Origin of the sequence: Pseudazoarcus pumilus, from assembly GCF_002872475.1 — a bacterium.
Classification (GTDB): Bacteria; Pseudomonadota; Gammaproteobacteria; order Burkholderiales; family Rhodocyclaceae; genus Pseudazoarcus; species Pseudazoarcus pumilus.
Window position 1 is genome coordinate 883,971 of record NZ_CP025682.1, and the last position, 24,587, is coordinate 908,557.

Annotated in this window: 30 protein-coding genes; 14 read left to right on the forward strand and 16 right to left on the reverse strand. The window is 68.1% G+C overall.

The features are described from left to right. Window positions 1-44 precede the first annotated feature (44 nt). Entirely contained in the window at window positions 45-920 is an 876-nt protein-coding gene (locus tag C0099_RS04215) for a phosphoribulokinase (RefSeq protein ID WP_102246286.1), read from the reverse strand. Between the two features lie 43 nt (window positions 921-963). After that, complete coding sequence (locus C0099_RS04220) at window positions 964-1,776, reverse strand: inositol monophosphatase family protein (protein ID WP_102246287.1); 813 nt, start codon at window positions 1,774-1,776, stop codon at window positions 964-966. 41 nt (window positions 1,777-1,817) lie between these two features. On the opposite strand from C0099_RS04220, the gene C0099_RS04225 reads away from it, so the two are divergent. The 3 genes from C0099_RS04225 to C0099_RS04235 all read left to right on the forward strand — a co-directional run bounded on the left by C0099_RS04225 (window position 1,818) and on the right by C0099_RS04235 (window position 4,322). After that, complete coding sequence (locus C0099_RS04225; protein ID WP_102248375.1) at window positions 1,818-2,543, forward strand: 16S rRNA (uracil(1498)-N(3))-methyltransferase; 726 nt, start codon at window positions 1,818-1,820, stop codon at window positions 2,541-2,543. Window positions 2,544-2,642: 99 nt separating this feature from the next. Continuing rightward, a complete protein-coding gene (gene argA, locus C0099_RS04230; RefSeq protein ID WP_228151649.1) occupies window positions 2,643-3,971 on the forward strand; it encodes an amino-acid N-acetyltransferase in 1,329 nt (442 codons plus the stop codon). A gap of 78 nt (window positions 3,972-4,049) precedes the next feature. Continuing rightward, window positions 4,050-4,322: an oxidative damage protection protein gene (locus C0099_RS04235; RefSeq protein ID WP_102246289.1), complete on the forward strand. Its 273-nt coding sequence runs from the start codon at window positions 4,050-4,052 to the stop codon at window positions 4,320-4,322. A gap of 62 nt (window positions 4,323-4,384) precedes the next feature. On the opposite strand, the gene phoU is transcribed toward C0099_RS04235, so the two are convergent. From phoU to moeA, 3 genes are read right to left on the reverse strand one after another with little or no spacing between them, the layout of a single operon-like run. Beyond that, window positions 4,385-5,092: a phosphate signaling complex protein PhoU gene (gene phoU, locus C0099_RS04240; protein WP_228151650.1), complete on the reverse strand. Its 708-nt coding sequence runs from the start codon at window positions 5,090-5,092 to the stop codon at window positions 4,385-4,387. A 57-nt stretch (window positions 5,093-5,149) separates the two neighbouring features. Then, window positions 5,150-5,815, reverse strand: a complete 666-nt coding sequence (gene rpiA / locus C0099_RS04245; RefSeq protein WP_102246290.1) for a ribose-5-phosphate isomerase RpiA — start codon at window positions 5,813-5,815, stop codon at window positions 5,150-5,152. A gap of 8 nt (window positions 5,816-5,823) precedes the next feature. Beyond that, on the reverse strand, window positions 5,824-7,056 hold the full coding sequence (moeA, locus tag C0099_RS04250; RefSeq protein ID WP_102246291.1) for a molybdopterin molybdotransferase MoeA: 1,233 nt from the start codon (window positions 7,054-7,056) through the stop codon (window positions 5,824-5,826). Between the two features lie 87 nt (window positions 7,057-7,143). Here moeA and C0099_RS04255 point away from each other — a divergent pair, with 87 nt between their 5' ends. Then, a complete protein-coding gene (locus C0099_RS04255; RefSeq protein WP_102246292.1) occupies window positions 7,144-7,953 on the forward strand; it encodes a ferritin-like domain-containing protein in 810 nt (269 codons plus the stop codon). A gap of 110 nt (window positions 7,954-8,063) precedes the next feature. On the opposite strand, the gene C0099_RS04260 is transcribed toward C0099_RS04255, so the two are convergent. Further along, on the reverse strand, window positions 8,064-8,702 hold the full coding sequence (locus tag C0099_RS04260; protein ID WP_102246293.1) for a c-type cytochrome: 639 nt from the start codon (window positions 8,700-8,702) through the stop codon (window positions 8,064-8,066). A 130-nt stretch (window positions 8,703-8,832) separates the two neighbouring features. Here C0099_RS04260 and yihA point away from each other — a divergent pair, with 130 nt between their 5' ends. Then, window positions 8,833-9,462: a ribosome biogenesis GTP-binding protein YihA/YsxC gene (gene yihA / locus C0099_RS04265; RefSeq protein WP_102246294.1), complete on the forward strand. Its 630-nt coding sequence runs from the start codon at window positions 8,833-8,835 to the stop codon at window positions 9,460-9,462. A gap of 172 nt (window positions 9,463-9,634) precedes the next feature. Continuing rightward, complete coding sequence (gene hemB, locus C0099_RS04270; RefSeq protein ID WP_102246295.1) at window positions 9,635-10,648, forward strand: porphobilinogen synthase; 1,014 nt, start codon at window positions 9,635-9,637, stop codon at window positions 10,646-10,648. On the opposite strand, the gene C0099_RS04275 is transcribed toward hemB, so the two are convergent. Together C0099_RS04275 and bioB are read right to left on the reverse strand one after the other, a co-directional pair. Beyond that, a complete protein-coding gene (locus C0099_RS04275; RefSeq protein WP_102246296.1) occupies window positions 10,645-11,292 on the reverse strand; it encodes a pyrimidine 5'-nucleotidase in 648 nt (215 codons plus the stop codon). The genes hemB and C0099_RS04275 overlap by 4 nt on opposite strands. 40 nt (window positions 11,293-11,332) lie before the next feature. Next, entirely contained in the window at window positions 11,333-12,322 is a 990-nt protein-coding gene (gene bioB, locus C0099_RS04280) for a biotin synthase BioB (RefSeq protein WP_102246297.1), read from the reverse strand. Window positions 12,323-12,368: 46 nt separating this feature from the next. Between bioB and C0099_RS04285 the strand changes: the two genes are divergently transcribed. Together C0099_RS04285 and C0099_RS04290 are read left to right on the forward strand one after the other, a co-directional pair. Further along, the gene (locus C0099_RS04285; protein WP_102246298.1) at window positions 12,369-13,082 is read left to right on the forward strand and encodes a ComF family protein; all 714 of its coding nucleotides are present in this window, start codon (window positions 12,369-12,371) and stop codon (window positions 13,080-13,082) included. A 19-nt stretch (window positions 13,083-13,101) separates the two neighbouring features. Continuing rightward, window positions 13,102-13,566, forward strand: coding sequence for a tRNA (cytidine(34)-2'-O)-methyltransferase (locus C0099_RS04290; RefSeq protein ID WP_102246299.1), 465 nt, complete (start codon window positions 13,102-13,104; stop codon window positions 13,564-13,566). A gap of 13 nt (window positions 13,567-13,579) precedes the next feature. On the opposite strand, the gene C0099_RS04295 is transcribed toward C0099_RS04290, so the two are convergent. The 6 genes from C0099_RS04295 to C0099_RS04320 are packed head-to-tail and all read right to left on the reverse strand — an operon-like array spanning window position 13,580 to window position 16,562. After that, complete coding sequence (locus C0099_RS04295; RefSeq protein ID WP_102246300.1) at window positions 13,580-14,569, reverse strand: NAD(P)H-dependent glycerol-3-phosphate dehydrogenase; 990 nt, start codon at window positions 14,567-14,569, stop codon at window positions 13,580-13,582. 4 nt (window positions 14,570-14,573) lie between these two features. Next, window positions 14,574-15,023: an SH3 domain-containing protein gene (locus C0099_RS04300; RefSeq protein WP_164084874.1), complete on the reverse strand. Its 450-nt coding sequence runs from the start codon at window positions 15,021-15,023 to the stop codon at window positions 14,574-14,576. Between the two features lies 1 nt (window position 15,024). Further along, window positions 15,025-15,483, reverse strand: coding sequence for a protein-export chaperone SecB (gene secB, locus C0099_RS04305; protein ID WP_102246301.1), 459 nt, complete (start codon window positions 15,481-15,483; stop codon window positions 15,025-15,027). Window positions 15,484-15,519: 36 nt separating this feature from the next. Further along, window positions 15,520-15,789, reverse strand: coding sequence for a glutaredoxin 3 (gene grxC / locus C0099_RS04310; protein ID WP_102246302.1), 270 nt, complete (start codon window positions 15,787-15,789; stop codon window positions 15,520-15,522). Continuing rightward, window positions 15,786-16,217 carry a rhodanese-like domain-containing protein gene (locus C0099_RS04315; RefSeq protein WP_102246303.1) on the reverse strand — a complete coding sequence of 144 codons (432 nt, stop codon included), beginning with the start codon at window positions 16,215-16,217 and terminating at the stop codon, window positions 15,786-15,788. The genes grxC and C0099_RS04315 overlap by 4 nt, the downstream gene beginning before the upstream one ends. Window positions 16,218-16,244: 27 nt before the next feature. Beyond that, window positions 16,245-16,562: an ArsR/SmtB family transcription factor gene (locus C0099_RS04320; protein WP_102246304.1), complete on the reverse strand. Its 318-nt coding sequence runs from the start codon at window positions 16,560-16,562 to the stop codon at window positions 16,245-16,247. A gap of 112 nt (window positions 16,563-16,674) precedes the next feature. On the opposite strand from C0099_RS04320, the gene gpmA reads away from it, so the two are divergent. The 5 genes from gpmA to C0099_RS04345 are packed head-to-tail and all read left to right on the forward strand — an operon-like array spanning window position 16,675 to window position 21,372. Beyond that, the gene (gpmA, locus tag C0099_RS04325) at window positions 16,675-17,424 is read left to right on the forward strand and encodes a 2,3-diphosphoglycerate-dependent phosphoglycerate mutase (protein ID WP_102246305.1); all 750 of its coding nucleotides are present in this window, start codon (window positions 16,675-16,677) and stop codon (window positions 17,422-17,424) included. Beyond that, window positions 17,425-18,657, forward strand: a complete 1,233-nt coding sequence (locus C0099_RS04330; protein ID WP_102246306.1) for a murein hydrolase activator EnvC family protein — start codon at window positions 17,425-17,427, stop codon at window positions 18,655-18,657. 34 nt (window positions 18,658-18,691) lie between these two features. Then, window positions 18,692-20,065, forward strand: coding sequence for a S41 family peptidase (locus C0099_RS04335; protein WP_102246307.1), 1,374 nt, complete (start codon window positions 18,692-18,694; stop codon window positions 20,063-20,065). 21 nt (window positions 20,066-20,086) lie between these two features. After that, window positions 20,087-20,536, forward strand: coding sequence for a hypothetical protein (locus C0099_RS04340; protein WP_102246308.1), 450 nt, complete (start codon window positions 20,087-20,089; stop codon window positions 20,534-20,536). A 47-nt stretch (window positions 20,537-20,583) separates the two neighbouring features. Continuing rightward, window positions 20,584-21,372, forward strand: a complete 789-nt coding sequence (locus C0099_RS04345; RefSeq protein WP_102246309.1) for a HesA/MoeB/ThiF family protein — start codon at window positions 20,584-20,586, stop codon at window positions 21,370-21,372. On the opposite strand, the gene C0099_RS04350 is transcribed toward C0099_RS04345, so the two are convergent. Together C0099_RS04350 and C0099_RS04355 are read right to left on the reverse strand one after the other, a co-directional pair. Beyond that, the gene (locus C0099_RS04350; protein WP_228151651.1) at window positions 21,369-22,619 is read right to left on the reverse strand and encodes a pyridoxal-dependent decarboxylase, exosortase A system-associated; all 1,251 of its coding nucleotides are present in this window, start codon (window positions 22,617-22,619) and stop codon (window positions 21,369-21,371) included. The two genes, C0099_RS04345 and C0099_RS04350, sit on opposite strands and share 4 nt — an antisense overlap. After that, window positions 22,616-24,205, reverse strand: coding sequence for an acyl-CoA ligase (AMP-forming), exosortase A system-associated (locus tag C0099_RS04355; RefSeq protein WP_102246311.1), 1,590 nt, complete (start codon window positions 24,203-24,205; stop codon window positions 22,616-22,618). Before C0099_RS04355 ends, C0099_RS04350 begins: the two co-directional genes overlap by 4 nt. 116 nt (window positions 24,206-24,321) lie before the next feature. Between C0099_RS04355 and C0099_RS04360 the strand changes: the two genes are divergently transcribed. Further along, complete coding sequence (locus tag C0099_RS04360; RefSeq protein ID WP_102246312.1) at window positions 24,322-24,573, forward strand: phosphopantetheine-binding protein; 252 nt, start codon at window positions 24,322-24,324, stop codon at window positions 24,571-24,573. Window positions 24,574-24,587 lie beyond the last annotated feature (14 nt).

The following is a 24,587-nucleotide window of genomic DNA, read 5'->3' on the forward strand; positions in this document are numbered from 1 at the left end:
TTTGCGGTAGGGCGGGCCGGCTTGCGGGAGATATCGGGTTCGCCTCACATGGCCTTGCGCTTGGCCTCCATCAGCTTCCAGATCAGCGGCGTGAGGATGAGCTGCATGGCCAGGTCGAGCTTGCCGCCCTCGATCACGATGGTGTTGGCGCGCGACATGAACGAGCCGGCGATCATGCTGAGCAGGTAGGGGAAGTCGATGCCGCGCGGGTTGGAGAAGCGGATCACCACCATCGACTCGGACAGCGAGGGCACGTCGCGCGCGATGAAGGGGTTGGAAGTGTCGACCACCGGCACGCGCTGGAAGTTGATGTGGGTGCGCGCGAACTGCGGGACGATGTAGTGCACGTAGTCGTGCATGCGACGCAGGATGGTGTCCTGCACGGCCTCGGCCGAGTAGCCGCGCACATGGGTGTCGCGGTGCAGCTTCTGCAGCCATTCGAGGTTGATCGTCGGGGCGACGCCGATGAGCAGGTCGGCGTGGCGGGCGATGTCGATGTGTCCGGAGACGAAGCCGCCGTGCAGCCCTTCGTAGAACAGGCAGTCGGTGCCTACCGGCAGGTCTTCCCATTCGGTGAAGGTGCCCATCGGCAGGTTCCAGCGCACCGACTGTTCCTCGTTGTGGATGTAGACGCGCTTGCGACCGATGCCCGATTCCCCGTAGCCGCGAAACAGCGCCTCGAGCTCGTCGAGCAGGTTGGCGTCGGGGCCGAAGTGACTGATGCCGCGCGTGCCGCCGGCCTCGGCCTCGTCGATCTTGTGCTTCATCTCGTCGCGCGTGTAGCGGTGGAAGCTGTCGCCCTCGACGATCGCCGCGTTGACATTCTCGCGATCGAAGATGCGCTCGAAGGTGTCCTTGACGGTCGTCGTGCCGGCGCCGGACGAGCCGGTGACCGCGATGATGGGATGTTTGGCTGACATGGGGGGCTCCGTCGAAGTGGGCGCGGCCGCCTTCAGGGCGCGGCTAGGGCGTTCGTGCGTCGATCCACGCGCGCCATTCGTCGAACAGGCTGTGGTTGGCCGCGGCGATGACCGCGCGCTTGCGGCCCGGACCCTCCATCAGCGGGCCGCCGTCGAGCGCCGCGCCGACACCGCCCGCCTCGTCCAGGATGAGTTGCCCGGCGGCATGGTCCCACAACATCTGACCGCCGTGCAGGTAGACGTCGAGCCGGCCGGTGGCAACGAAACACCATTCGAGCGCGCTGGAGCCGAAGTTGCGCTGCGAATAGTACGGCGGGCGGTGCGCCAGCTCGTCGCCCAGGGCAGGGGCGACACGCTTGAAGTCGACGCCGGCGACCGCTTCCGAGAGCCGTTTGGCGGGCGGGCGCAGTGGCAACTGCGTGCCGTTGAGCCACGCGCCGGAGCCCTTCGCGGCGTAGAAGGATTCGTCCGTGACCGGGTTGTAGACCACGCCGAAGCGCGGCTCGTGATCGACGAGATAGGCGACCGAAACCGCGAAGAACGGGATGCCGTTGAGAAAGTTCGTCGTGCCGTCGATCGGGTCGATGCACCACAGGCCGCTACGGCCTTCGTCCCACATGCGCTGCTGGGCTTCGGGCGTCATTTCCTCGCCAAGCACCGGGCCGGCGAGCAGGGCCGGCAGTTCGCGCTCGAAGGTATTCTGCGATTCGAGATCGGCTTCGGTAAACAGCGTGCCGTCGGACTTGCGGTTGCGTGCCGTGCGCAGATGGCGCGGCAGAATGACGTCGCGCGCCACATCGCGCACCAGGGACTCGAGCGCGCGGGCGCGGGCGAGACGGTGCGAGGGGGTGGTCATGGGCTCCCCGCAGGGTGGTGTCGAAGCCATATACTAGCATGATGGTATCTCGCTTCTTCTGCCCCGAGCCGCTCCCCGAGAGCGGCGAGATTCCGCTCCCGGAGCCGGTTTCGCATCATGCCCTGCGCGTGCTGCGCCTGCCCGACGACGCGCCGCTGGTGCTCTTCGACGGAACCGGCCGCGAAGTGGCCGCGCGACTCGTCGTGCGCGGCAAGCGCGCCTTCGCCGAACTTGGCGCCTGGAGCGAGCCGGTGCGCGAGTCGCCGCTCGAACTGGTGCTGGTGCAGGCGCTGGCGAGCGCCGACAAGATGGACTGGGTGATGCAGAAAGCAGTGGAGCTGGGGGCCTCGCGCATCGTGCCGGTGCGCGCCGCGCGCAGCGTGCTGAGGCTCTCCGGCGAGCGTGCCGCCAAGCGCGTCGCCCACTGGCGGCAGGTGGCGGTGGCGGCCTGTGAGCAGTGCGGTCGCAATCGCGTGCCCGAGATCGGCGACATCGTCGATCTGGCCGTGCATTTGAGCGCTGGGCGTGACGCGGTCGAGTTCGTCATTCTCGATCCGCACGCGGGCGAGCCGCTGACGTCGCTGGGGGCGCCGCAGCGTGCCCGCCATCTGCTGATCGGTCCCGAGGGGGGATTCGACGAGCTCGAGCTGGCGGCCTGTCGTGCCGCCGGGGCGCGCGCGCTGCGCATGGGGCCGCGCGTGCTGCGCACCGAGACGGCGGGGCTGGCGGTGCTTGCCTCGATGCAGGCCCTGTGGGGCGATTTGTGAACGCGGCGGGCCAAGCGTGCGTCATCCGCTAGAATGCAGCGAGGATTTCAACGGGGATCTGTCTTGAGCCGCGAATCGCAACCCCCCCCGGAGGCGCGTGTGAGCACCGCCGACGAGACCGCTGCCCAGTTCGTCGCCTGGGTGCGCGGGGCCGCGCCCTATGTCCACGCTTTTCGCAACAAGACCTTCGTGATTGCCTTCGGTGGCGAGGTCGTCGCCGACCACGATCGCGCGCAGCGCTTCGCCTACGACTGCAACCTGCTCGCCGCGCTGGGCATCCGCCTGGTGCTGGTGCATGGCGCGCGTCCGCAGATCGACGCCGAGATGGCGCGGCGCGGGCTCGAGCCGCAGTTCCACCACGGCCTGCGCGTGACCGACGCGGCGGCGCTCGAGTGCGTCAAGTCGGCGATGTCGGTGACCCGCGTCGAGGTCGAGGCACTGCTCTCGCAGGGCTTGCCGAACACGCCGATGGCCGGTGCGCACATCCGCGTGACCGGCGGCAACTTCATCACTGCGCGCCCGGTGGGCGTGGTCGACGGCGTCGACTATCAGTTCACCGGCGCGGTGCGCAAGATCATCGATGACGAGATCTGCGCTGATCTCGACCAGCAGAACGTCGTGCTGATCACGCCGCTGGGCCTGTCGCCGGCTGGCGAGATCTTCAACCTGAGCATGGAAGACGTGGCCGAGGCGGTGGCCGTCGCGCTCAAGGCCGAGAAGCTGGTCTATCTGTGCGACGCGCCAGGCCTGCTCGATGAGGACGGGCGCGTGATCGAGTCAGTCACCGGCGACCAGGCGCAGCGCATGTTCGACGCCGGCGAGGGACTCACCGAGGATCTGCATCTGTACCTGCCGGGCGCGGTGCGCGCGGTGCGCAAGGGCGTGGGGCGCGTGCACCTGATCGACCACGACAAGGACGGCGGGCTGTTGCTGGAGTTCTTCACGCACGCCGGCGTGGGCACCATCGTCACGCGCGATCCGCTGTTTCGCATGCGCGAGGCGACCTTCGACGACGTCGGCGCGCTGGTCGCGCTGATCACGCCGATGGAGGCCGACGGCTCGCTGGTGCGCCGCGGGCGCGAGTTGCTCGAACAGGAGGTCGAGCGCTTCACGCTGGTCGAGCACGACGGCGTGCTGGTCGGCTGCGCAGCCCTGTATCCGTTCGGTGACGAGGGCTCGGCCGAGTTGGCCTGTCTGGCGGTCGCGCACGATTACCGTCGCGCCGGCCTCGGCGACCAGTTGCTCAGGCGTCTCGAGAGGCGCGCCCGCGCGATGGGCCTGAGCCGGCTGTTCATCCTCACCACGCGCACCGCGCACTGGTTCCGCGAGCGCGGCTTCGTCGAGGCCGGCCCGGACATGCTGCCGCGCCAGAAGCGCGAACTGTACAATTATCAGCGCCGTTCCAAGGTGTTCGTGAAAAGCTTGTGACCGGACGTTGGGTGTGTGCGGCCCGTGGCGCGAAGGGCTGCTAGAATGCCCGGCACCAACGTTCGCGAGAGGTAAGTCATGACCCGCATGGTTCAATGCGTCAAGCTCGGCCGCGAGGCCGAAGGTCTGGAGCGCCCCCCGGTGCCGGGCGATCTCGGCAAGCGCATCTTCGAGAACGTCTCGAAGGAGGCCTGGCAGCAATGGGTGCAGTACCAGACCATGCTGATCAACGAGAACCGCCTCAACCTGATGGATGCGAAGGCGCGCAAGTATCTGGCCGAGCAGATGGAGCGCCATTTCTTCGGCGGTGGCGCTGATCAGGTCGAGGGCTACGTGCCACCGTCCGCCTGAGCGGCCGGGCACACGAAAAAAGGGCAACCCGCGGGTTGCCCTTTTTTGCGTAGGGTGCGGGATTACTCCGCGGGGCGAACGGCCTTCTCGAGTTCCTCGATGGTCTCGTGGCGCACGTCGCGCCCGCGCGACATGAACACCACGTACTCGGCGACGTTGGTCGCATGGTCGCCGACGCGCTCGATCGCCTTGGCGATGGACAGCGCGTCGATGGCGCGCAGGACCTTGTCGGGCGAGGCCATCATGGTTTGCGCCAGATCGGCCATCACGCTCTTGGTCACGGCGTCGACGTCCTTGTCCTCGCGCGCGAGCTGCGGTGCGGCGGTGATGTCACCGCGCACGTAGGCGTCGAGCGCGCGCTCGAGCATCGAGGCGACCCGTTCGGCGACCGCGCGCAGGTCGAAGTCCGGCACGCTGGACGGCTCGGCGGCGACGATCTGGCGTGCCGCCTTGGCCATCTTCTTGGCCTCGTCGCCGACGCGTTCCAGATCGGTGATCATCTGCATGGTCGTCGTGATCAGGCGCAGGTCGGAGGCCGCCAGTGCGTGTCGCACGATGACTTGTACGCAACGCTCGTCGAGATCGATTTCCTCGCGGTTGACCTGCTTGTCGCGCAGGATGACGCGTTCGACCAGTTCGCGATCGCGGTCGACCAGGCCGCGCATTGCGTCGCGTACCTGCTGGCAGACGTCCTGTCCCATCAGCACGACGCGGCGGCGCAACTCGTCCAGATCCTCGTCGAAGCGGCTGAAGGTGTGCTTGTTCATCATGTACGGCTTCCTCGGTCAGTGCCCCGCAGACTAACAGCGTGATGTGACGGTATTGTTTCAGTCACCGCGCGCGAGGCTGCGCACGCCCTGTGGCGTGGCCAGCAGCAGCACGTCGGCACCTCGACGTGCGAACAGTCCGTTGGTGACGACGCCGGCAATATGATCGACTTCGCTTTCGAGCGCGACCGGGTCGTCGATCGTCAGATCATGTACGTCGAGGATCAGGTTGCCGTTGTCGGTGACGAAGTCCGCGCGCTCGACGACGCGCCCGCCCAGCTTCGCGAGCTGGCGCGCGACATGGGCGCGCGCCATCGGCACGACCTCGACCGGCAGCGGGAAATGCCCCAGACGCTCGACGCGCTTGGACGCGTCGCAGATGCACACGAAACGCTCGGCCACTGCGGCGACGATCTTCTCGCGCGTGAGCGCGCCGCCACCGCCCTTGATCATGTTGAAGCTACCGTCGATCTCGTCGGCGCCGTCCACATACACCGGAATCGACTCGACCTCGTCGAGCGCGAACACGGGGATGCCCAGCGCGCTGAGCCGTTGCGTGCTCGCCTCGGAACTGGACACCGCGCCGGCGATCTCCCCGCGCATCGTGGCCAGGCCATCGATGAAGTGATTGACCGTCGAGCCGGTGCCCACACCGACTACCGCACCGCGCACGACATGCGCCAGCGCGGCCAGCGCGGCCGCGCGCTTGAGTTCGTCCTGGTTCATCGCATCCCTCACATCAGGCCTTCGAAGGGCTGCACCGCGACGCGCTCGCCGGCGCTCACGCCGTCGCACTGGTGCGCGAGCACGATGAAGCAATTGGCCTCCGACATCGACTTGAGCACCCCCGAGCCCTGGCTGCCCACCGGCGCCACATGCGGTGCGCCGTCGCGCCATTCGAAGCGGGCACGCACGTACTCCCGCCGCCCGGGGCGCTTGCGCAGATCGACGCCGCACACGGCGTCGAAGCTCGGCGCCGGTGGCAGCGGCGCAATCCCCTGCAGCGCGAGCAGGGCATCGCGCACGAAGGCGTGAAAGGTCACCATCACCGCCACCGGGTTGCCGGGCAGGCCGAACATCCAGGCATTGCCGACGCGACCGAAAGCCATCGGCCGGCCGGGCTTGATGGCGATCTGCCAGAACGAGACCTCGCCCAGGCGATTGACCAGTTCACGGATGAAGTCGGCTTCGCCCACCGATACGCCGCCGCTGGTGAGAATCACGTCGGCGTTGTCGGCAGCGGCACGGAAAGCGGCCTCGATCTTCGCCGGTTCGTCGGGAATCACGCCCATGTCGAGCAGTTCGCAGCCCAGCCGCGTGAGCGCGCCGTAGAGCGTGTAGCGGTTGCTGTCGTAGATCTGGCCGGGGGCGAGGGGGTGGCCGATCGAGGCCAGTTCGTCGCCGGTCGAGAAGAAGGCCACGCGCAGGCGCCGGTGCACCGTCACCTCGGCGATGCCCAGCGAGGCGATCAGCCCCAGTTCGGCCGGGCCGCAGCGCTTGCCGGCCGGCAGCGCGACGCCGTCGACGGCCAGATCCTCGCCGGCGCGACGCAGGTTCTGGCCGCGGCGGTGGCCGCCGCCGACGAACACCGAGCGCTCTTCGCTGCGCGTGGTCTCCTGCGCCAGCACGGTGTCGGCACCGGCCGGGATGGGCGCACCCGTCATGATGCGCACCGCCTGGCCGGGGCCGATCTGGCCGGAGAAGGGCTGACCGGCAAAGGCCGTGCCGACCACGTTCAGGCGGGCTTCACCTGCGGATGGCAGATCATCGAAACGAACGGCGTAACCGTCCATCGCCGAGTTGTCGTGCGCGGGCACGTTGCACGGCGCGATCACGTCCTTGGCCAGGACGCGACCGAGGGCATCGCGTACCTGCACGCATTCGTGCGCGCCCACCGGCGTGATGCGTTCGAGAATGGCGCGACGGGCGTCCTCGATGGACAGCATGTCTTCGGGCAAGGGATTCATCGTGCTTCCAGCTTCAAGTCCAGTTGGTCTTCATTATCGCCGAATGGTCCGGCGTCTGCAGCCCGCACCCGGTCTACAATCGCGCCGATGAACGATTCGATCCATCTGGCCGCGGCCGACGTGCTGGCGCTGTGCGACGCGCAGCGCAAGTGTGCGCGCACGTCGTGGTTGCGCGAACGCTGGCTTGCGGGCGAGTTGCGCATCGTGCCCGGTGCCGACGACATGCGGCCGCCGCTTGCGCCGGGTCGGCCAGCGCGTCCGTTGCTGGTCGCGCCCTCGGCCCTGCGTTCGCGCAAGCCCTCGACGCCCGAGGGGCATGCCGCGCTGGTGCATGCGATCGCTCATATCGAGTTCAATGCGATCAACCTCGCGCTCGACTGTGTGGCGCGTTTTCGTTCCTTTCCGCAGCAATTCCACGACGGCTGGCTGCAGGTCGCGGCCGAGGAGGCGCATCACTTCACGCTGCTGCGCGATCGTCTGCGCCGGCTCGGTTACGACTACGGCGACTTTCCGGCGCACGACGGGCTGTGGGAGATGGCACGCCGTACCGCCGACGATGCGCTCGCGCGCATGGCGCTGGTGCCGCGCGTGCTCGAGGCGCGCGGGCTGGACGCCACGCCGCTGATCATGGACAGGCTGCGTCGCATCGGCGACGCGGATACGATCGCCATCCTCGACATCATCCTGCGCGACGAGATCGGCCATGTCGCACTCGGCGATCGCTGGTTTCGCGCGCTGTGCGCCGAGCGCGGGCTCGAGCCGGAAGCGACCTATCTGGCCCTGATGGGCGATTTCGATGCGCCCTGGCCGCAACCGCCGCTGCACGAGACGGCGCGGCTCAAAGCGGGCTTTTCGCCGGGCGAGATCGCGCGGCTGGCGCGCGGGCGGCGCGGCTAGACGCAAGAATGGCGGCCGCAGCCGCCATTCCGGATCGATCGCAAGGGAGGGCTTTGGATTGGCGTGCTTTCGCAGAGGTTCCAGCCTCCCTGACCCTCAGCCCTCGCCAATCAGTCGTCGATGTGACGCAGGCCGGCCGCGTAATTGGCGACGGCAGCCATTTCCTTGTCGGTCATCTTGAGCGCGATCATGCGCATCATTTGCGCCGGATCGTTGGCACGCTCGCCCTCGCGGAAGGCCTGCAGCTGGGTCAGCGTGTACTTGGTGTGTTGACCGGCGATGCCCGGATACTGCGCGGGCATGCCGCTGCCGGCCGGGCCGTGACAGGCGGCACAGGCGGGTACGCCCTTGGCGACGATGCCGGCGCGCCAGATGTTGCGGCCCTGCTCGACATTTTCGTTTTCCTCGGCCACGCTCGGCTCCGCTTCCTGCGCCGCATAGAAGTGGGCGACGTCCTGCATGTCCTCGTCGGACAGCGCCGCGACCATCGGTCCCATGATCGCGTTCGGCCGTGCCGGGTCGGCGCCGTCGATCGAGGCGAAGTTGCGCAACTGCTTGTAGAGGTATTCCGGAATCTGGCCGGCGAGCTTGGGGTTGTCGGCAATCGCGCTGTTGCCGTCCGCGCCGTGACAGCCGGCGCACACACCTGCGGCGATTTGCTTGCCCTTTTCGAGATCCGGGGTCCGGTCCTGGGCCTGCAGGCCGCCAGCGACCAGAAGCAGCGAAAGCAAAAGGGAACGCTTGATCATGGGTGTCCTCTGAAAGTCCTCGGAAAGCTGTGAGCGTTTTCGCAAACGCTGTATTCTATATGAAGTCGCCGGGTCTGAGCGAAGCCCCGAATGAATCCGAACCCGGGGCGCTCGCCGCGTCCCCTGCCCAATGCCCATCTTCCGCAACGCGCGTTTCGAAATCTCCATCGCCAAGGCCTCCGGTCTGCCGCCTCCGAACGGCGCCGAAGTCGCGTTCGCGGGGCGCTCCAATGCCGGCAAATCCAGCGCGATCAACACGCTCGCCGGACACACGCGCCTGGCCTTCGTGTCCAAGACGCCGGGGCGCACGCAGCTGATCAATTTCTTTCGCCTGAACTGCGGCGCCGCGCTGGTTGATCTGCCCGGCTACGGCTACGCCAAGGTGCCACCGGACGTGCGTCGGCAGTGGCAGGGCCTGCTCGAACATTATCTGAAGCGCCGCGAGAATCTGGTCGGCCTGGTGCTGATCATGGATTCGCGCCATCCGCTCACCCCGCTGGATCGCCAGATGATCGGCTGGTTCGCGCCCAGCGGGCGTCCCATCCACATCCTGCTGACCAAGTCCGACAAGCTCTCGCGCAACCAGGCGGCGGCCGCGCTGGCGCTGGTGCGACGCGAACTCGCCGACATGGGCGATCAGGTGTCGGTGCAGTTGTTCTCCAGCCTGGCCAAGACCGGTGGCGACGAGGTCGAGCAGGTGGTCGGCCGCTGGTTGGGGCTGGACATGGCCGGCGACGAAAAAGAAAAGCCCCGGGCCTGAGGGGATCAGTCCGGGGCGAACGCCTTCCTCGGAAGGCTCCCGCTCAGGGAGGGAAGCGGGGGATGGCTGTTGCGCATCCGGGTGTTCAGAGTGCGCATCGTGGGTCAAGGTTCCCCGTCTTCAAGCTTGCCCGGGCTTGCATGTGAAGCTGTTTTGTTTCAAGGAGTTGCCGATGCCGCCAAATCCCGCATTCCCCGCCACCCGCATGCGCCGGATGCGCCGCGACGAGTTCTCGCGTCGCCTGATGCGCGAACACCGCCTGAGCGCGGACGACCTGATCTACCCGGTCTTCGTGCTCGACGGGGAAGGGCGCACCGAGCGTGTCGCGTCCATGCCCGGCGTCGAACGTGTATCCATCGACCTGCTGCTGGGTGTGGCGAAGCAGGCGCTGGAACTGGGCGTGCCGGCGCTGGCGCTGTTTCCGGTGATCGATCCGGCGGGCAAGACGCCGGGCGCCGAGGAGGCATGGAACCCGGACGGGCTGGTGCAACGCGCGGTGCGCGCGCTCAAGCAGGCCTGCCCGGAGCTGGGCGTGATCACCGACGTCGCGCTCGACCCCTACACCAGTCACGGCCAGGACGGGCTGATCGACCCGACGGATCCGCGGGGCTACGTGATGAACGACGAGACGCTGGAGGCGCTCGCACGCCAGGCGCTGTCGCACGCGCATGCCGGAGCGGACGTGGTCGCGCCGTCGGACATGATGGACGGTCGCGTGGCGCGCATCCGCGCCACGCTCGACGCCGAAGGCTTCATCCATACGCGCATCCTGGCCTATTCGGCCAAGTACGCGTCGAGCTTCTATGGCCCGTTCCGTGACGCGGTGGGCTCGGCCGGCAATCTGGGCAAGGGCGACAAGCGGACCTACCAGATGGACCCGGCCAACTCCGACGAGGCCGTGCGCGAGGTCGCGCTCGACGTGTCCGAGGGCGCGGACATGTTCATGGTCAAGCCCGGCATGCCGTATCTGGACATCGTGCGCCGCGTGAAGACCGAGCTGGGTGTGCCGACCTATGCCTACCAGGTCAGTGGCGAGTACGCGATGCTCAAGGCGGCCGCGGCCAACGGCTGGCTGGCCGAGCGTGACTGCGTGCTCGAGGCGCTGCTGGCCTTCAAACGCGCCGGTGCCGACGGCATCCTGACCTATTTCGCGCTCGATGCGGCGCGCTGGCTGCGCGAGGGCTAGGCGAACAGCCGGCTCCACGCCCGGCGCAGTTCCAGCACCGACGAGATGCGCAGGTCCGCGTAGGCGGGGCGGCGCGGCAGTGAGCCGACCAGCACGGTCTTCATGCCCAGGCGCTTGGCCGTGCGCAGGTTGAGCGCCGAATCCTCCACCATCACGCAACGCTGCGGGCGCAGACGGTGTTCGCGCAGCAGGCGGCGGAAGGCGTGCACGCCGGGCTTGGGCTCGAAGCGCATGCGCTCGACCGCGAAGACGTCGTCGAAATGACGCCGGATGCCCATCGCGCGCACTACCGCATCCACGTAGTGCTGCGGGCCGTTGGAAAACACGATCTTGCGCCCCGGCAGGCGGCGCAGCATCGCGGCTAGCGCGCGGTCGAATACCAGCATCTCGTGCAGGCGCTCGAAGCGGTGGGTCTCGGCGAGGAAATGGGCCGGGTCCGTGCCGTGATGGCGCATCAGACCGGTCAGCGTCGCGCCGTAGCGTCGCCAGTAATCGAGGCGCAGCGCATTGGCCGTGTCCTCGTCGACGTCCAGGTGTTGCGCCAGATACGCGATCATGCCGCGGTTGATGTGCGGAAAGACGTGGGCGCTGGCGTTGTGCAGCGTGTTGTCCAGATCGAACAGCCAGACCGGTGCGGGATGCATGCGGGAAAAGCGCGGGCTGTGAAGCCCGCGCAGAGCGTATCTAGACCGCCTCGAGGCCGAGGCGCTGGAACAGGCGTTCGTCGCGATCGGCTTCGGGATTGTCGGTGGTGAGCAGGCGATCGCCGTAGAAGATCGAATTGGCGCCGGCCAGAAAGCACAGTGCCTGCGTCTCGTCGCTCATCTGCTGGCGGCCGGCCGACAGGCGTACCACGCTGGTCGGCATGGTGATGCGCGCGGCCGCGATGGTGCGCACGAACTCGAAGGCGTCGATGTCCTCGGCGCCGGCCAGCGGCGTGCCGGGAATGGGCACCAGGTCGTTGATCGGCACCGATTCGGGCGGCGGGGCCATGTTCGCCAGTTGCGCGATCATCGCCGCGCGTCCGCGTCGTCCTTCGCCCATGCCGACGATGCCGCCGCAGCACACGTGGATGCCGGCCTCGCGCACCTTGCCGATGGTGTCGAGGCGATCGTTCATGGTGTGCGTGGTGATCACCTGGCCGTAGAACTCGGGCGCGGTGTCGATGTTGTGGTTGTAGTAGTCCAGGCCGGCTTCGCGCAGGCGCTCGGCCTGGCCGTCGCGCAGCATGCCCAGCGTGACGCAGGTCTCCAGTCCGAGCTTCTTGACCTCGCGCACCATCTCCAGCACCGGCTCCAGGTCGCGCTCCTTGGGGCCGCGCCAGGCCGCGCCCATGCAAAAGCGCGAGGCGCCGTTGGCCTTGGCTGCACGCGCGTGCTCGAGCACCTCGGTCAGCGGCATCAGGCGCTCCTTCTCCAGGCCGGTGTCGTAGCGCGCCGATTGCGAGCAGTAGCCGCAGTCCTCCGAGCAGCCGCCGGTCTTGATCGACAGCAGCGTCGAACGCTGCACCGCGTTCGGCGCAAAGTGTTCGCGATGCACGCGCTGGGCCTCGAACACCAGATCCATGAAGGGGCGCTCGAACAGCGCCGCGACGGCCGCCGTCGTCCAGCGCTCGCTCGTCTCGCCCCGGCCGCCGGCCTTTGCGCTACCCTGTTCTGCCAAGCCCGTTGTCATTTCCGTAATCCTTTGCCGTGTTCGCGCGAGTCGCGCATCTTCCGTGATGGCTCCGAGCCTTGTCAAACCGCTGACCCGCACGCTGCGCGAGGCAATCGCTGCGAGCATGCCGCAACGCTGCCTGCTGTGCGGCGGCGCGAGTGGCGGCGCGCCGGTGTGCGAGGCGTGCGGCGACGAGCTGCCGCGGCTGCCGCCGACCCGATGCCCGCAATGCGCGCTGCCCTCGCCGGGCGGACACTGCGGGCGCTGCCTGCGTCGCGTGCCGGCCTTCGATGCGAGCCACGCCTTGCTCGCCTACGCGTTTCCGGCCGACCGTCTGGTGCAGGCGCTCAAGTATCGTGCCCGACTCGGGCTTGCCGCGTATTTTAGCCGCCTCGCCATCAATGCGTGGCCGCCGCCAGCGCTCGACTGCATGGTGGCCGTGCCCATGCATGCGCGTGCGCTGCGTGAGCGCGGATTCAACCAGGCGGTGGAGCTGGCGCGCCCGCTGGCCCGCGCATGGGCTCTGCCCCTGTTGCCACATGCGCTGCGTCGCATCGGCGACGGCCCGCCCCAGGCCTCGCTCGCCGGCCGCGCGCGGCGCCGCAACGTGCGCGACGCCTTCGTCTGCGACGAAGACATGACGGGCCGCGCGGTGCTCGTCATCGACGACGTGATGACCACCGGTGCGACACTGGAGGCGATCGCGCGCTGTCTGCGCCGCGCCGGTGCGACGCGGGTGGAAAATCTCGTCATCGCGCGTACGCTTGCGCCGGATTGATTTCCGGAGTGCCCATTGCATGTTCGACCTCGTCCTGTATCAGCCCGAGATTCCGCCCAACACGGGCAATCTGATCCGCCTGGCCGCGAACACCGGGGTGCGCCTGCATTTGGTGCGCCCGCTCGGTTTCGACCTGAGCGACCGTCAGCTCGCACGCGCCGGGCTGGACTATCACGATCTCGCGCGGGTCACGGTGCACGCGGACTGGTCCGCATGCGCCACGGCGCTGGCCGGGCGTCGCATGTTCGCGCTGAGCGTGCGCGGTACGCGCAGTTTTGCCGAGGTCACCTATGCTCCGGGGGATGTGTTCGTGTTCGGACCGGAGACGCGCGGCCTGCCGCAGGAGATGCTCGACGGGTTTGCCGCGGACGCGGTGCTGCGCATCCCGATGCTGCCGTCGAACCGCAGCATGAACCTGGCCAACAGCGCGTCCGTGGTGGTGTTCGAGGCGTGGCGCCAGCAGGGGTTTGCCGGCGCGGTGTGAGTGCCGGGGCGGCTCAGTCCTGCTCGTGGCGCGGGTCGCGCGCGAGCAGCTGTTCGACCGCGTCGCGCGGACCGATGTGTTCGGAGTGCAGCAGCGCGTCGACGGCTTCGGTGATGGGCATCTCGACGCCGTGGCGCCGGGCCAGCATCGCCGCCGAGCGCGCGGTGGGTACGCCTTCGGCGACGTGACCGAGCTTTGCGAGGATGTCGGGCAGGGACTGGCCGCTGGCCAGCGCCAGGCCGACACGCCGGTTGCGTGACAGATCGCCGGTGCAGGTGAGGATCAGGTCGCCCATGCCGGCCAGCCCGGTCAGCGTCTCGGGTCGGGCGCCCAGCGCCACGCCCAGGCGCGTGATCTCGGCCAGTCCGCGCGTAATCAGCGCGGCACGCGCGTTCAGGCCGAAACCCATGCCGTCGGACACGCCGGCGGCGATCGCGATGATGTTCTTCAGCCCGCCGCCGATCTCGGCGCCGACGAGGTCGTCGTTGGCGTACAGGCGCAGCCGTGGCTGATGCAGGGCCTGTACCCAGCGCTCGGCGAAGGCCCGGTCGGTGGAGGCGAGCGCGATGGCGGTGGGTTGCCCGGCGCCCACTTCCGCTGCGAAGCTCGGACCGGTGAGCACGCCGCAGGGCGTGTCGCTGCCGATGGCGTCGAAGACGATCTCGTGGGGCATGCGTCCGGTGCCCGCCTCGAGGCCCTTGCAGGCCCAGATCAGCGGGGTGGCGGGGCGGCGTGCGTGCAGCGCAATGACGGTGTCGCGCAGGCCGGCCAGCGGGGTGGCGACGAGATGCAGGTCGGCATCGACGGCGTGGTCGAGTTCGCCGGTGACGCTCAGCGCGTCGGGGAACGCTACCTCGGGCAGGAACTGGTGATTGATGCGCTCGCGGGCGAGGGTCTCGACCTGCTCGGGCTCGCGCGACCACAGTAGGACCTCATGTGCGCGTGCGAAGGCCACGGCCAGCGCCGTGCCCCAGGCGCCGGCGCCGAACACCGCGATGCGCATCGGCCTACAGCCCCCAGACGTCGGTCACGCGCACGTGGCCGGTGCCCCTATCCGGATGGCGCACCTGGACCCAGCCGTTGGCCGGCGGCGTGACCAGTTCGAGCACCACATCGGTGGCCGCCTCGAACAGCTTGTCGGCGTCGCCGGCCGGCTGGGCGCGCACCGCGGCGCTGGGCCGGGCGACGACCATCAGCGTGCGCTGCGCGCGCAGCTTGTCGCGTTCGATCCAGCTGATGGCGCCGCCCGGGTCGCGGACCTTGATCCAGCGCTCGAGCTGGACGACGACTTCGACCGGTGTCCCCTCGGAAATGATGAACAGCTTGCGCCCCTGCACGGACGGCGTCTCATAGAGGATCGCCGGCCGGGCGACGGAGCGGTATTCGATGGCCTGCGCGCTCGCGGCCGCGAGCGCCAGCAGGGCCATGGCGACGAGGCTGCGGGCACGCATGCTCATGTCACTGCTCCTGTTCTGCGGTGGCCGTCTGGCCGCGCTGCTTCTGCTGCTGGTACATGGCCTCGAAATTGACCGGCTGCAGCAGCACGGGCTGGAAGCCCGCGCGGGTCAGAGCGTCGGAGACCGTTTCGCGCGCGTACGGGAAGAGGATGTTGGCGCAGCCGACCATCATCACGCCATCGAGTTCGTCCTCGGGGATGTTGCGCAACTGGAAGATGCCGGACTGGGCGACCTCGACCAGGAAGACGGTGCGTCCGTCGGGCACGGTGGCCGAGACGTTGGCGACGAGCGTCACTTCGTAGATGTGATCCTCGATCTTCCTGCCGTTGGTGTTGAGTTCGACGTTGAGCTTGGTGTTCTCGAGTTCGAGGAAGATCTGCGGAGCGTGCGGGATCTCCAGCGAGAGGTCCTTGACGAAGATCTTTTCGATCGAGAACGAGGGTTGGGTCTGTTCGGCCATGTGCGGGTCTTTTGAAGTTGAAGGTTCGTCGGAGTGTCAGGATTGCGGCGCGGTCAGCAGCGGAATCAGCCGGCCGTCGCGGTCGAGTTCGTACAGTTCGTCGCAGCCGCCGACATGGTAATCGCCGATGAAGATCTGCGGAACCGTGCGGCGTCCGGTGATTTGCATCATCTCGCTGCGCAGGCTGGGGTCGAGGTCGACACGGATCTTCTCGACATCGGTCACGCCGCGCGTCTCGAGCAGTTGCTCGGCGCGCACGCAGAACGGGCACACGGCGCTGGTGTACATTTTCACGCGTGCGCTCATTTCTTGCCCTTGGCCTTGCGACCGGTGGCCAGCGGCTGGCCGCCCTTTTCCCATTCGGCGATGCCGCCCTTGAGGTTGAACACCTTCTCGAAGCCGGCCTGGCGCAGCTTGGTGAGCACGCTGCGCGACCGGTTGCCGGTGGCGCAGCATACGATCAGCGGGGCGTCCTTGAACTTGTTCAGCTCGGCCATGCGACGGTCGAATTCGGACAGCGGGAAGTGGTGCGCGTTGGGGATGTGGCCCTGCGCATATTCGCCTTGCTCGCGCACGTCGATGACCACCGCGTCCTCGCGGTTGATCTTCTGCGTGACGTCGAGCGGCGCGAGCGAGCTGCGGTCGGTGGCCTGACGGATCGTGTCGACGATCAGGAAGGTGCTCGACGCGAGTGCGAGCAGCGTCCATTGCCAGTGTTCAGCCAGGAATTCCAATTCAGTACTCCGGTTGCGGGGGATGGGTCAGCGATCGCTGCAGAAGACTTCGCGCATCAGCCCGATCAGTTGCAGTGTGCGCTGGTCGACGACCCGGTAATAGACGCGGTTGGCGTCCTTGCGGGTCTGCAGCACGCCCTTGTCGCGCAGGATGGCCAGGTGCTGGGAGATGTTGCTCTGCGAGGTGCCGACGGCGTCGACGATGTCCTGGACGCAGACCTCGCCGTCGCCGAGAACGCACAGGATCTTCAGACGTAGCGGGTGGGCGATCGCCTTGAGCGCGCGCGCGGCGGTCTCGATGTGTTCGTCCTTTTCGATGAGCGCGAAGATGGAAGGTGTGGTCACGGTTGGCGTGTCAGGGTCGGGACAGAAAGACTAGTATAAAATATCGAGCCGGACTCGGGCAGGATCACTTTGCCCGACATGCCGGCTCGTCCAATTTCCGACCCGAGGCTTCATGTACAAGATCGTTCTGCTGCGACACGGCGAATCCGTCTGGAACAAGGAAAACCGCTTTACCGGATGGACCGACGTCGATCTGACCGACAAGGGCGTAGCAGAGGCCCATGGAGCGGGGCGCTTGCTGCGGCGCGAGGGCTTCGGCTTCGAGCGCGCCTACACCTCGGTGCTCAAGCGCGCGATCAAGACGCTCAACATCGTGCTCGAGGAACTCGACCTGATGTGGCTGCCGGTGAACTACTCGTGGCGTCTGAACGAACGCCACTACGGCGCGCTGCAGGGGCTGAACAAGGCCGAGACGGCGGAGCGCTTCGGCGACGACCAGGTGCTGGTGTGGCGGCGTTCCTACGGTACTTCGCCGCCGCCGCTCGAGGACGGCGACGAGCGCCTCACCGTGGACGACCCGCGCTATGCCACGCTACCGCGGTCACGCTATCCGCGCGCCGAATGCCTCAAGGATACCGTGGCGCGCTTCGTGCCCTACTGGGAGACGATGATCGTCCCCGACATCCTGGCTGGCCACCGCGTGCTCATCGTCGCCCACGGCAACAGCCTGCGCGCGCTCATCAAGTACCTCGACAGCATTTCCGACGAGGACATCGTGAAGCTCAACATCCCCACCGGTCAGCCGCTGGTCTACGAGCTCGATGCCGATCTGCGCCCGCTGCGCAGCTACTACCTCGCCGACGAGGATGTCATCCGCAAGGCCGAGGCCGAGGTCGCCCGCCACGGCGGCCCGCGCGAGTAAGTGTCTGCATTGGGGCGCTCCCTGTTCCTGACTGCGATGCTGCTGTTGGGGGCAGCGCTGTCGGCGCCCGCAGCGTTCGCGCAGGCCGACCCGGTCGAGCGGCGACGCGCCGATCTGGATGAGGTGCAGCGCCGCATTCAGGAGCTGGAGTCGGCGATCGCGGCCACGCAGTCCGAGCATGCCGCCGCTTCGCGCGGGCTGGCCGAGGCCGAGGCCGCGGTGTCGGCAGCGCGACGCAAGCTGCGCGACGTGCTCGCCCGGCGCAAGGCGGCCGAGGAGAAGCTGGCCGAGCACGAAGCCGAGCGCGAACGTGTCGGCGCGCGCATCGAGTCGCGGCGCGAAGAGCTGGCCGCCCTGCTGCGGCGCCACTACATGCAGGGTGGCAGCGATGTCGCTCCGTTCCTGTCGGGGCGGGATCCCAACCAGATCGCGCGCGACGCCCATTATCTGGAGCATCTGGGGCGCGCGCGCATGGAACTGATCGCCGCCCTGCGCCGCGATCTTGCCGAGCAGGAACGGCTGATCGTCGAGGCCCGGGCGCAGCGCGAGCGCATCGCCGCGCTCGAGGCCGAGCAACGTCGCGAGCAGCGCGCACTCGAGAAGGTGCTGGCGCTGCGGGCGAAGACTGCGGCGGAGCTGTCCGGGCGGCTGCACGGCCAGGAGCGCGCGATCGAGGCGCTGCGCGAAAACGAGCAGCAACTGGCGCGCGTGGTGGAACTGATGGTGCGCCGCAATGAACAGGCGCGTCGCGCGCCGGCGCCGCCAACGCCGGCTTCCCCGCCGGTCACGCGCATCGATACCGGGCCGCTGGCCGAGTCCACGCCGGCCGGCACGCCGTTCGCCAAGTTGCGCGGGCGTCTGGGATTTCCGGTGCGCGGCGAACTTGCGGGGCGCTTCGGTGCTCCAAGGCCTGATGGAGGCACGCGCTGGCGCGGCCTGTTCATCCGTGCCAATGCCGGCGAACAGGTGCGGGCGGTCGCGGCCGGGGAGGTGGTCTTCTCGGAGTGGATGCGCGGCTACGGGAATCTTGTCATCGTCGACCACGGAAACGAATACATGAGCATCTACGCGAACAACGACGCGCTGCTGCGCGTGGTCGGAGAGCGCGTCGCCGGCGGAACCCCGATCGCCAGCGTCGGGGCCAGCGGAGGCGCCTGGGAATCGGGCTTATACTTTGAAATCCGGCATCGCGGAGAGCCGGTGGATCCGCTGCGGTGGATTCGCCGCCGTTGAACGCGCCGCGGACAGATCGATTGAAGGAGTCGTCATGCGCAGCAAGTTTCAGAAACTCGGCTTGATCCTCACCGGCCTGGTGGCCGGTGTGCTGATCAGCCTCAACTTTTCGGCCGTTGCCGACCGCACGGCGCCGGCGCCACTGCCGGTCGAGGAGCTGCGCGCGTTCGCCGACGTGTTCAACGCGATCAAGCAAGGCTATGTCGAGCCGGTCGAGGACAAGACGTTGATCAATCACGCGATCAGCGGGATGCTCAGCAATCTCGATCCGCACTCTGCCTATCTCGACGCGGAGGCCTTCAAGGAACTGCGCGAGGGCACGCAGGGCGAGTTCGGCGGCCTGGGCATCGAGGTTGGCATGGAAGACGGCTTCGTCAAGGTCGTCTCGCCCATCGAGGACACGCCGGCCTTTCGTGCCGGCATCGAGGCCGGCGACCTGATCGTCAAGCTCGACGACACCCCGGTCAAGGGCATGACGCTGTCCGATGCGGTCAAGCGCATGCGCGGCAAGCCGGGCACCACGATCACGCTGACCATCATGCGCAAGGGCGAGTCCACGCCCATCGTCGAGCGCATCACGCGCGAGGTCATCCGCGTGCAGTCGGTGCGTTCCAAGCTCGTCGAACCCGGCTTCGGTTACCTGCGCGTGGCGCAGTTCCAGGAGAACACCGCGGCCTCGGTCGTCGAGCATCTGACGCGCCTCACCGAGGATGGTCCGCTGACCGGTCTGGTGCTGGATCTGCGCAACGATCCGGGCGGTCTGCTGCACGGCGCCGTGGGCGTGTCGGCGGCCTTCCTGCCGCGCGACACGCTGGTGGTGTCCACCGACGGACGCGCGCCCGACGCGCGCCGCGAGTACTTCGCCAGTCCCGATGACTACCTGCGCGGACGTCGTGACGACTTCATGAGCGCGCTGCCTGCCTTCGCGCGCGAGGTGCCGATGGTGGTGCTGGTCAACGCCGGCAGTGCCTCGGCCAGCGAGATCGTCGCCGGTGCGCTGCAGGATCATGGCCGTGCCAAGGTGGTCGGTACGCAGACTTTCGGCAAGGGCTCGGTGCAGACCATCCTGCCGCTCAACAGCCAGTCGGCGATCAAGCTGACGACGGCGCGCTACTACACGCCCAGCGGCCGTTCGATCCAGGCCAAGGGCATCGAGCCGGACATCCTCGTCGAGGAGAGCGAGAACGGTTCGGCGCGTCGCGTGCGCGAGGCCGACCTGGTCGGTCACCTGATCGGCGCCGACGAGCTCAAGCAGGATGAGGTGCCCGCGGGCGAGGTGTCGGCCGAGGAAGGTGCGGAGCGCCCGTCCACGCCGCGCTTCGAACTCGGTGGCGAGGACGATTACCAGCTTGCCCAGGCCATCAGGCTTCTCAAGGGAGAGCAGATCGTCCAGAATGCAGGCAAGTAGTCAGGCGGCCGGGAGCCCTCGATGCGGCGCGAAACCGCGTACAAGCTGGCGGGAAGGAATCATGAGCATCCGTCGCCGGGCAGTGGCCTGACGAAGGAGCGCGAGGTCCGCTTTGCCGCGTCGCCTCCGGGGCAGGTCGAGCGCGCGCGCGAGGCCTTGCGCATGCTCAAGGGCGTGTCGGTGAGCGACGCGTCCTCGCCCGATGCGCTGTGCGTGCGCTACTCGATTCTCGACTATTCGCTGGAACTGCTCGAGGAAGGCCTGCGCAACGCCGGCTTTCACCTCGACAACGGCCTGTACGCGAAGCTGGTGCGTGCCATCGTGTATTTCTGCGAGGAGACGCAGCGCCACAACCTGCTCTCGCCCGAGCGCCTCATCAAGAAGTCCAACGAGGTCTACATCAACGTCTACGACCAGCATCCGCACGGCGATCACGACGACACGCCGGTCGAGTTGCGCGACTACAAGTAGAACCCTGGCACGCCAGCAGCGGCGTGCTCCATCCCGCGATTCCGACGATGAACGACGATCAACTGCTCCGCTACAGCCGCCACATCCTGCTGCCCGAAATCGGCGTGGAGGGTCAGGAGGCGCTGCTCGCAGCGCGCGTGCTGGTACTCGGTGCCGGCGGACTGGGGTCGCCGGCCGCGATGTATCTGGCCGCGGCGGGCGCGGGCACGCTGGCCCTGGCGGACGACGACGAGGTCGATCTGACCAACCTGCAGCGCCAGATCCTGCACACCGCCGAGAGCGTCGGCGAGCCCAAGGTCGAATCCGGACGACGCACGCTGCATCGTCTCAATCCCGGCACACGCATCGAGCCGCTGCACTGCCGGCTCGAGGGCGATGCACTCGACGAGCAGGTCGCGCTGGCCGACGTGGTGCTCGACTGCTGCGACAACTTCGCCACGCGCCATGCCGTCAACCGCGCCTGCGTGCGCCACCGCAAGCCGCTGGTGTCGGGCGCGGCGATCCGCTTCGACGGGCAGATTTCGGTGTTCGACCTGCGCGGCGATGGTCCGTGCTACCACTGCCTGTTCCCGGAAGGCGAGGACGTGGAAGAGGTGCGTTGCGCGGTCATGGGCGTGTTCGCCCCGCTGACCGGCATCGTCGGCGCCACCCAGGCGGCCGAGGCGCTGAAGCTGATCATCGGCTGCGGCACCTCGCTGGCGGGCCGCCTGCTGCTGCTCGACGGCCTGCGCATGCAATGGCGCAGCATCAACGTGTTGCGCGACCCGGACTGCACCGTGTGCGCAAGCGTGCAACGGGCCGATGGCGACGCGCGTTCGCTGGCCTCCAGCCCCTAGCCCACGAGCATTTCCACCGGCGCCGGATGCCCCAGGAAGGCCTGTGGGCTGGCCGTTGCGCCATAGGCGCCAGACTGGAACACCACCACCAGATCGCCCGGCTGCGCGTCCGCCAGCGTCATGCGCTCGGCGAGTACGTCCAGCGGCGTGCACAGCGGGCCCACCACGTTCGCCACGAGCGTGCGCGGCGCGTCCATGCGATTGCCGATGGCCACCGGGAAGTTCTTGCGGATGACCTGCCCGAAATTGCCCGAGGCGGCCAGGTGGTGGTTGAGTCCGCCGTCGCACACCAGGAAGACCTGACCGCGCGATTCCTTGCGGTCGACAACACGGCACACATATACGCCGGCCTCACCCACCAGATAGCGGCCGAGTTCGAGCGCGAGACTGGCACCGGGCAGCCGTGTGTCCGCCTCATCGAGCAGCGTCGCTAGATTGTCGGCGATGGGTGCCAGATCGAGGCGGCTGTCGCCCGGAAAGTAGGGAATGCCGAAACCGCCGCCGAGATTGAGCACGCGCACCGGCGCGCTCGCGTGTTCGGCCAGACGCACGGCCAGTTCGAAGGACAGCCGCTGCGCCTCGACGATGGCGTCGGCGCGCAGGTTCTGCGAGCCGGCGAAGATGTGGAAGCCCTCGAAGGCCAGGCCCATCCGGTTGATTTCGCCGAGCAGCGCGGGGACGGCCTCGGCATCGACGCCGAAGGGCTTGGCGCCGCCGCCCATGCGCATGCCCGAACTCTTGAGTTCGAAGTCGGGATTGACGCGCACCGCCACGCGCGCGGCGCGTCCGCCACGTGCGGCGATGTCGGCCAGTTCGCGCGCCTCGCGATGCGATTCGATGTTGAGCAGCACGCCGGCCGCGACCGCGGCCTCGAGTTCGTCGCGCGACTTGCCCGGGCCGGCGAAGCTGATCGCGGCCGCGCTGCAGCCGGCCTGCAGGGCCAGCGCGAGTTCTCCGCCAGAGGCTACGTCCAGCCCGTCGACGCGAGCGGCCAGGTGGCGTACCAGCTCGGGATGGGGGTTGGCCTTGATGGCGTAGTGCAGCTCGATGCGCGCGGGCAGGGTCTCGCGCAGTTCGCGCATGCGTGCGTCGAGCAGGGCGCGGTCGTAGGCGAAGAAGGGCGTGCCACCAGCATGTGCGGCCAGCTCGCTCAGCGACAGGCCGCCCACGACCAGTTCGCCGTCGCGCACCGCGAACTGGTCCATCGGTGCGTGTACGGGACTGGGTCTCGCGCCGGTTCCGCTCATGATTCCTCGCCGGCGCGCTCGGCGAGCGCCTTGCGGTCGATCTTGCCGTTGGCGTTGCGCGGAAGCGGACCGCTGCGCACCTCGATGTGCGCCGGCACCATGTAGGCCGGCACGCGCGCGCGGCATTCGACGAGCAGCGCGTCCACATCCACGGTGTCGTGCGCCGGCGTGACGACGGCGTGGATGCTCTGGCCGAGGTTGTCGTCGGGCAACCCGAAGGCGACGCACTCGCCGACCATGCGCGTGGCGTAGAGCACTTCCTCGATCTCGGTCGGGCTGACGCGGTAGCCCGAGGTCTTGATCATCTCGTCGCGTCGGCCGATGAAGTACAGGTAGCCGTCCTCGTCGCGTCGCACCGTGTCGCCGGAGAACACCGCGATCTCGGGCAGCACCAGACCGTCGCAGCGGCACGTGAGATGAGCGGGCAGGGCACGGAAGCGCTCCGCGGTCTTTTCCGCGTCGTTCCAGTAGCCCAGTGCCACCAGCGGGCCGCGTTGCACCAGCTCGCCCGGCTCGTGCGGCGCGCATTCGGAACCGTCCTCGCGCAGCACCAGCACCTCGGCGTTGGGGATGGCCTTGCCGATCGAGCCGGGGCGTGCGTCGATGTCCTCGGGCGGCAGATAGGTCGCGCGGAAGGCTTCGGTCAGGCCGTACATCAGATAGGGGCGGGTCGCGGGCAGCTTGGCGCGCAGCGTGCGCAGCGTATCGAAGGGCATGCGTCCGCCGGTCGAGGCAATGTAGCGCAGATGCTCGTCCGTGCCCTGCGGCCAGCCCAGCCGCGCCAGCTGGATCCACAGCGGCGGCACGGCAGTGAGTCCGGTGACGCGCTCGCGCGTGACGGCCTTGAGCACGTCGCGCGGCAGCAGGTAGTTGAGCAGGACCACGCGAGCGCCGGCATGGAAAGCCGTGGTCAGTTGCGAGAAGCCGGCGTCGAAGGACAGCGGCAGGGCCGCCAGCAGCACGTCGTCGGCAGCGTTGGCCAGATATTGCGACACGCTCTGCGCGCCGGCAACGAGGTTGCGGTGAGATAGCACCACCCCCTTGGGCCGACCGGTGCTTCCCGAGGTGTACAGGATGGCCGCCATGTCGCTGTCGATGACGCGGCTGCCCGGCAGCGCCGGCGCCTCCAGCAGTTCAGCCCAGCGATGCGTCGTGATGCCCTCGAAGCGCGGCAGCTCGTCGAGCTCGCCGGTGACCACGATCTGGCGCAGGTCATGACAGCGTGCCAGCGTGCCTGCGAGCAAGGGCAGGCGCTCGGCACTGGTGATGAGTACGCGTACGTTGCAGTCGCGCAGGATGTAGCCGGCCTGATCCGGCTTGAGCAGCGGATTGAGCGGCACGAAGGCGCCACCAGCGGCGGTGGCTCCGAACGCTGCGGCGACGAACTCCGGCCGCTTGTCCAGATAGATCGCCACACGTTCGCCACGCGCCAGCCCGAAGCGGGTCAGCCCCCCGGCCACGCCCTGACACAGGGTCGCGAGCTCGGCATAGTCGAGGGTGCGCGCGCCCGCGGTCAACGCGCCTGCGTCGGGTGTGCGCTGAGCGGCGGCGAGGATCAATTCGTGCAGCAAGGTGGTGCTGTTCATGCGGCTCCGTGGGGCAGGCGTGAGCGGATCATCGGTCGGGCGCGAGAGTGCAAGTATAATGCGCGACTCGCCGTCTGCCGCCCGAGCGGCCGACGGCCAACGATGAGGCTGGTTATTTGAACACGCAGCACGAAGTCCTGCAGTTGCTCGACGAGGTTCTGGCGCTCGATGGCCGGGGGCTGGCCTTCGAGCGTTCGACGCCCTTGCTCGGCAGCGTGCCCGAACTCGATTCGATGGCGGTGCTGGCGGTCATCCAGGAAATCGAGATCCGTTTCGGCATCGAGGTGCCCGACGACGAAGTCGACGGCAGTTCGTTCGAGACCGTTGGCACCGTCGTCGAATTCGTCGAGCGTCTATCGAAGCGCTGAGCGCTTTTCTCCAT